This window comes from Caldisericota bacterium (assembly GCA_034717215.1).
In the GTDB taxonomy this organism is placed as follows: domain Bacteria; phylum Caldisericota; class Caldisericia; order Caldisericales; family Caldisericaceae; genus UBA646.
Genome location: JAYELD010000162.1, coordinates 1 through 4,340 on the forward strand (window position 1 = coordinate 1; position 4,340 = coordinate 4,340).

General features: G+C 36.0%; 4 protein-coding genes. 2 read left to right on the forward strand and 2 right to left on the reverse strand.

The annotated features are described in order from the left end of the window. The coding region (locus tag U9Q18_06755) for an MFS transporter (GenBank protein MEA3314058.1) at positions 1-892 on the forward strand (892 nt) is incomplete at its 5' end. Beyond that, the gene (locus U9Q18_06760; GenBank protein MEA3314059.1) at positions 893-3,238 is read left to right on the forward strand and encodes a stalk domain-containing protein; all 2,346 of its coding nucleotides are present in this window, start codon (positions 893-895) and stop codon (positions 3,236-3,238) included. Here U9Q18_06760 and amrA read toward each other — a convergent pair. Continuing rightward, positions 3,231-3,803 (reverse strand): AmmeMemoRadiSam system protein A, encoded by a 573-nt coding sequence (gene amrA / locus U9Q18_06765; protein ID MEA3314060.1) that lies wholly within the window; start codon positions 3,801-3,803, stop codon positions 3,231-3,233. The two genes, U9Q18_06760 and amrA, sit on opposite strands and share 8 nt — an antisense overlap. A 5-nt stretch (positions 3,804-3,808) precedes the next feature. Next, positions 3,809-4,340: AmmeMemoRadiSam system protein B (gene amrB, locus U9Q18_06770; GenBank protein MEA3314061.1), on the reverse strand; the 532-nt coding region annotated here is incomplete at its 5' end.

Sequence of the window (4,340 nt, forward strand, 5' to 3'; positions counted from 1 at the left end):
TCTGTTAACAATCCAGATTATTTTTGCGATAAGTGCTGTTTTCTGCTTCACATCTTGGGCTCCACTTACTTATAAATTATTTAAAAAAGAAAAAGCAGCCTCTCGCGTTGCAGGTTTTACCGCTTCACTTACTCTGGGCCAAATTATCACATATCTTATTACATACCCACTGGTAAAGAAGTTTGGATTCTTTAACATATTACTTGTATACGGGGTAATTACGGCAGTTGCCGCAATTCTTTATATAATTGTAATAAGAATGCAAGAATTTACAGAACAGATGAAAGCACCGAAAAGACCGTCATTTGCTCAAAGCCTAAAAGTTGTGCTATCCGAAAAAGCAATGACTCCACTTATGATTATTGCCTTTCTAGATATAGGCGTTTTTGCTTGGCTTGCAGGCTGGTATCCAGCAATTCTTACAAAATTCAAAGGTGTCACGCCAACCCAGGCAGGAATTGTACATAGCATGATTCTTCTTGGATGTCTTATAGGAGCAATAACGGTACCTAATATAAGTCACCACATAAAAAAAGTAAAGGTGTTTCTTGTAACCCTTCCTATAATTTGCATAATTATGCTGCTTCTTATACCCAGACTTTCCGGGCTCGGTGCATTTGTCATAAATGGCATCATATTGGGTTTTGCGCTTTTTCCCATGTATCCCTTAGGAGTACACCTTCCAAGCGCATATTCAAAAATTGGTGTTACATATGCTGGAGTTAGCAGTGGAATAGTTCTCATCGCTGCCAATCTGGGGGGTTTTATTTTGCCAGAGCTTGGAGCACTTACCCGTGGCATTACATCTGCAATCGTCTTTTTTGGAATTATTCCAATGGCGCTTATGTTTATAGCTGCAATATTTTTTAAAGATCCTGATACATACAAATAGATGAAAAAAATTTGTGTGATATTACTTTTGTTGTTTCTTTTTTTTGCATACATTCCCAAAATTTTCGGCGAAACTCTTGCTTTTAATAAAAATTTTCTTATCAGCAACGAGGATTTTATTGACTTTAATAGCATGAATCTCGTCGAGATAAATAATTTTCTTTTCCAACAGGGGACTGTCCTTCCTTTTTATCAAGAAAATGGAGAAACAGCAGCGCAAATAATTTTTAACGCAGCTCAAAAATACAAAATAAATCCAAAGGTCATCATAGCCACAATACAAAAAGAAGAGAGCTTAATCGCAGCAACTACTTACAACCAGCATGCATTGGATTATGCGATGGGGTATCACAAACCATCTACTTTTGCCACGCAGGTCGATAATGGAACAAACCTTTTAAGGTATGCCTTTGATATTAAAGCAAGCGAATATGGATGGGAAGTAGGCGCCCCTCATAAAACTCTCGATAATCACAAATACATTGAAAATGTAGTTATCCCAGAAAATACGGCGACCACTGCTCTATACCTCTACACTCCATACATTGGCGGTTATTACCAGGATAATGGCGTATATATCGGAGGAAATTACCTATTTTTTAAAGTATACACGCGATGGTTTGGCATGAGTCAAAAACTTTATTCTAAATTTTCCGAAAAAAACATTTCTTTTTATGTGCCAGAAGAAACTGCTTCGACCCTGCCGATAAAAGTGTTTAATAATGGAGAGATCATGTGGGAAAAGGGGCTTTCTCTTACAACAATTCTGTCTCCAAAAAATATAGACATTATTTCCTCTAAGCTCGAAAATAATATAGAGAATGGAGAATTTACTACATTTTATATTCAGGTTCCACCACTAATCAATAGCATTAAAATCCATATGCAGTTACTCACAAACAATGAAGAACTTTTTGGCGAAATAATAGAGATAGAAGTGATCCCGGTAAAGCTTGCCACCACAATAAAAATAGATGAAGAGAATATTAAAATATCGGTATCAAATAAAACAGTGGATATTCCATATTTTACTCTAAAAGAAGAACTATTAGACAGCGATGGAACAATTATCCAAGAAAAGTTCATTATGAATGAGGAAAAATTTATAAAATATCATTTAATTTCAGAAACAGATAAGACATTAAATAATATGAGCAGTTTTCAAGTCGTGTTAAAATGCATCGGGACTAGTCAGCCAATCGAGCTAAACACTGATATACTCCCGGTTTTATTAACTAAACCATATTCGAGCGGAAAATTCCTTTTAACCATAGGGACGACACCACAAGGAGCATCACTTTGCTTAAATAATGAAAAAACGGAATACATTACGCCACTCTCTATTTTAGTAGCACCAGGACTTCATCACATAGCTCTAGAAAAAAATGGATTTGAACTGATAGAAAATGATATTGAAGTTGCAAACGACACAGAAATAAGTTTAGAACTTACAAAGACTGATTTTGAACCACCAGAACTTTTGGTCAACAAACCCAAACTTGTTAATAGCACGCCTATACTGTTGAAGGGAAAAGTGTTGGACAACACCTCGGTAGAATCACTTCAAATAAACGGCCAAGCTGTAAATTTCGACACGGAAGGTAATTTTTCCATTGATTATCACCTTGAGGATGGAGAGAATGAGATACAAATCAGCTGTACCGACACAGCCGGAAATCTAACAGAAGATTCATTTGTTGTAACGTTAGACAGAATACCGCCAGAAATTTTATCGAGCACAACACCAAGAGTAACGCCAAATGTCTTTATCAAAATAAACCTTCAAGCAATTGATGCAATAAATCTCTACGTAAATGAAAAAAAATGTGACAACACAGAATATTCAGATTACATAAAACTAAATATTGGAAAGAATATTATAGAGGCAATAGCAGAAGATGAAGCTGGGAATAAAACGGTAAAAAATATTGTAATAGCTTATTCACCGCTTCCACCAACAATATTACAGCTCTTTATCGGCAAAAAGTACATCTACGTCAACTCTACAAAAAAAAATATTGACACCGCCCCAATTATTAAAAACGAGCGAACCTTTCTCCCAATAAGAGCTATTATAGAATCACTTGGTGGAAAGATTCTCTATGAAGCTGAAAATAAAGAAGTGACAATATTTATAAATGGCGCAGAGATCCATCTATTTATAGGAAATAATATAGCAATAGTAAACGAGAAAGAGGTACGAATAGATGAAAATGAAAATGTTTACCCGCTTATCATTAATTCGAGAACTTATCTGCCGCTGCGCTTTATAATAGAAAATATTGTTGGCAGTGTAGAGTGGGATGCTAAAGAAAGGAAAGTTACAATAACCTATCCACTTATTTAAAATCTTCTTCTGGAAAGGAGTCTACGTGGTAAATATAAACTTCTAACCCGTCCATTTGAAAACAATCCTCACTTAATCCTGCTTTTAAGCACAGATGTTTAAAAAATGCTTCCTTGTCGGGCAGCTCATCCCATACCTGAGGTAAAAAGGTTGCCTGATACGGGCCTCTTCGTATAATCACTCCATCAATATTAGGTCTAACCTTGTTGAGTAATTCCTTGGAAGAGGAAAATTTTAATTGCGTGGGAATGGTAAGAATCGACAATTCAATATTTACTATAAAAAATTCTTCTCTTGCAAGTGGATAAAAACGTGGATCTCTAAATGCAGCATTAATTGCATTGTCTATCACATCGAGAATCAGAGGACGAACAGGCACAATCGTTCCAATGCAGCCTCTTAGCTTTCCATTTATTGTGAGCGTTACAAAAGTACCTCTATCTTCCCAGGATTCAGGATCTGGAAAATCATCTTCTGAAACAACAATTTTTTCCTTGCGGTCCAGATAATTCTTTATAGCATCCCTTGCAACTTTCAAAAGGTCTTTTTTAAGCTGCATCTCCATAATTGTCACCCTTTATAGAAAACATAAGCGCCATATCCCACTACCTGTGTTTTTGAACCCGCAACATCTCCACTTGTTGCATAATGAAGTACTTTGCTCTTCCACTTATTTTTCCTGGCAAGATATATTGCTGTACCAATTCCAACTTTCCCACACGCTTCACAAATTGCAAGCTCTTTTAGGTTAAGATTTTTCACAGCATCATTACAATGACTATCGATATCCCTTGCCACTTTATAGGAATGGTAATGACTTAAATCGGAACTTACAAGAAAAATAGAATTTTCAGGAGCATAATTAGCAAGAGTCGTCCCTAAATAATTAGGAGATGCATCACCGGTAATAATGGGGACTATTTCAAAATGAGGTAGAGCTACCTGCAAAAATGGCAGCTGTACTTCAAGAGAATGTTCTTCAAGATGAGCTTCTAAAATAAAGTGAAAATCCTCTTCCGAAAGAAGTTTTTTTGTGGTTTTGGAAACTTTAACAATCCCCAGTGGCGTCTTATAAACATCAAACAATCCAACTGATACACCC